We start from the raw sequence: 1,245 nt of genomic DNA on the forward strand, positions 1-1,245 counted from the left end.
GAGTTTTTTATCGGCAGCATTCGACTAATGTGCTCGGCGCATCCAGGTCCAACGTGGTTAGGAGAGCGAAGTTAATTTACCGACGCCATTATTCTGATTGGATAGACCGAAACGTAAATTTTTTAGGTCATATTTCGCCATTCCTAGACGAGAGTAATCTCCCTTTACTCGATAAATTTGTTGAGTTTCGCAAGCGCCGGGGACCACTTTCTAGCAGCGCACTACGGCGCCTCGGTATATATCGACAAACGCGCACCGGTGACTACATACTCCAAGCGATGTCATGGTGCGGAAGAATATAAACCAGATCAGTGTAGGATGCGTTCTTGCTTTAGGTTGTTGATTAAAATTTCATCTAGTGTAGTAAACCTCATCAACCGAGCACGATTTTCATCACTCTCCATCAGTTTTAAAAGTTCCGCCCAATTATCATTTACATTACAATTGGGACCAACATTGATGCGTGTGTTGGCTATGGACACAGGTTTCCCTGTCAATGTCAGTCTATCGTTTTCCAAGTTTGAGAGTTTTTTGGTCGTATAGACCCTATCCAGATCATGGCAGCTGTTGGTCGCCCTTTGTATAATTTTAGGGGCGCTTAACGTATCGAGATCTATGGAGCTTCTTACTTTTCGGAAGGCAAAGTATTTGCAATAAAAGTTATCATAATGATCTCGTATGAATCGCTGCCACGCTTCCCCCTCACCAAAAAAATACTCTGGCGCTGTCTTGTTCCTAATTTCTTTTAACCCTGCGTTGCAGTCTAAAGACAGTTCTTCACTGTTCAATAAGCTGGATTTGTGAAGTAGATAAAAATAGAATGACGCAATTCTATCCTTCGGATCACGCAACACGGTAAAGACAAAGCTATCACTGTCAGCGGTATCAAAGGTTTCCCAATCTAAATGGCCTGAATAAAATCTGTACCCTTCAGGGAATTGTCCGTCTGCACCAGCTTGTGTGTGCACACGTACTGGTGATGTATGTTCCGGCCCAAATATACGAAGCAATTCTGAGTGAACTGTCTGACCTGCTGTTTTGGGAATATGAAGGAAAACAATTTTTTTGATCATGGCACACCCTCGCGAAGGTCTACAGTTTGAGGCATATAGGCTGGCGTTGAGCCTGTCATTTTATGCACTCCTTTGCAGAACGCTTCGGGATCAGAAGGGTCGAGGTGGTCCATTTGCCACGGTGCGAATTGCCACCATTGTGCCTGGAGCATTGGACCAATCAGGCCAGGGG

Annotated in this window: 1 protein-coding gene; it reads right to left on the minus strand. The window is 44.5% G+C overall.

All coding sequences use genetic code 11. The features are described from left to right. Positions 1-308: 308 nt before the first annotated feature. Entirely contained in the window at positions 309-1,073 is a 765-nt protein-coding gene (locus ACN0IC_RS15560; RefSeq protein ID WP_416879660.1) for a sulfotransferase family 2 domain-containing protein, read from the minus strand. Positions 1,074-1,245: the final 172 nt, after the last annotated feature.

Origin of the sequence: Litorimonas sp., from assembly GCA_029936425.1 — a bacterium.
GTDB lineage: Bacteria > Pseudomonadota > Alphaproteobacteria > Caulobacterales > Maricaulaceae > Litorimonas.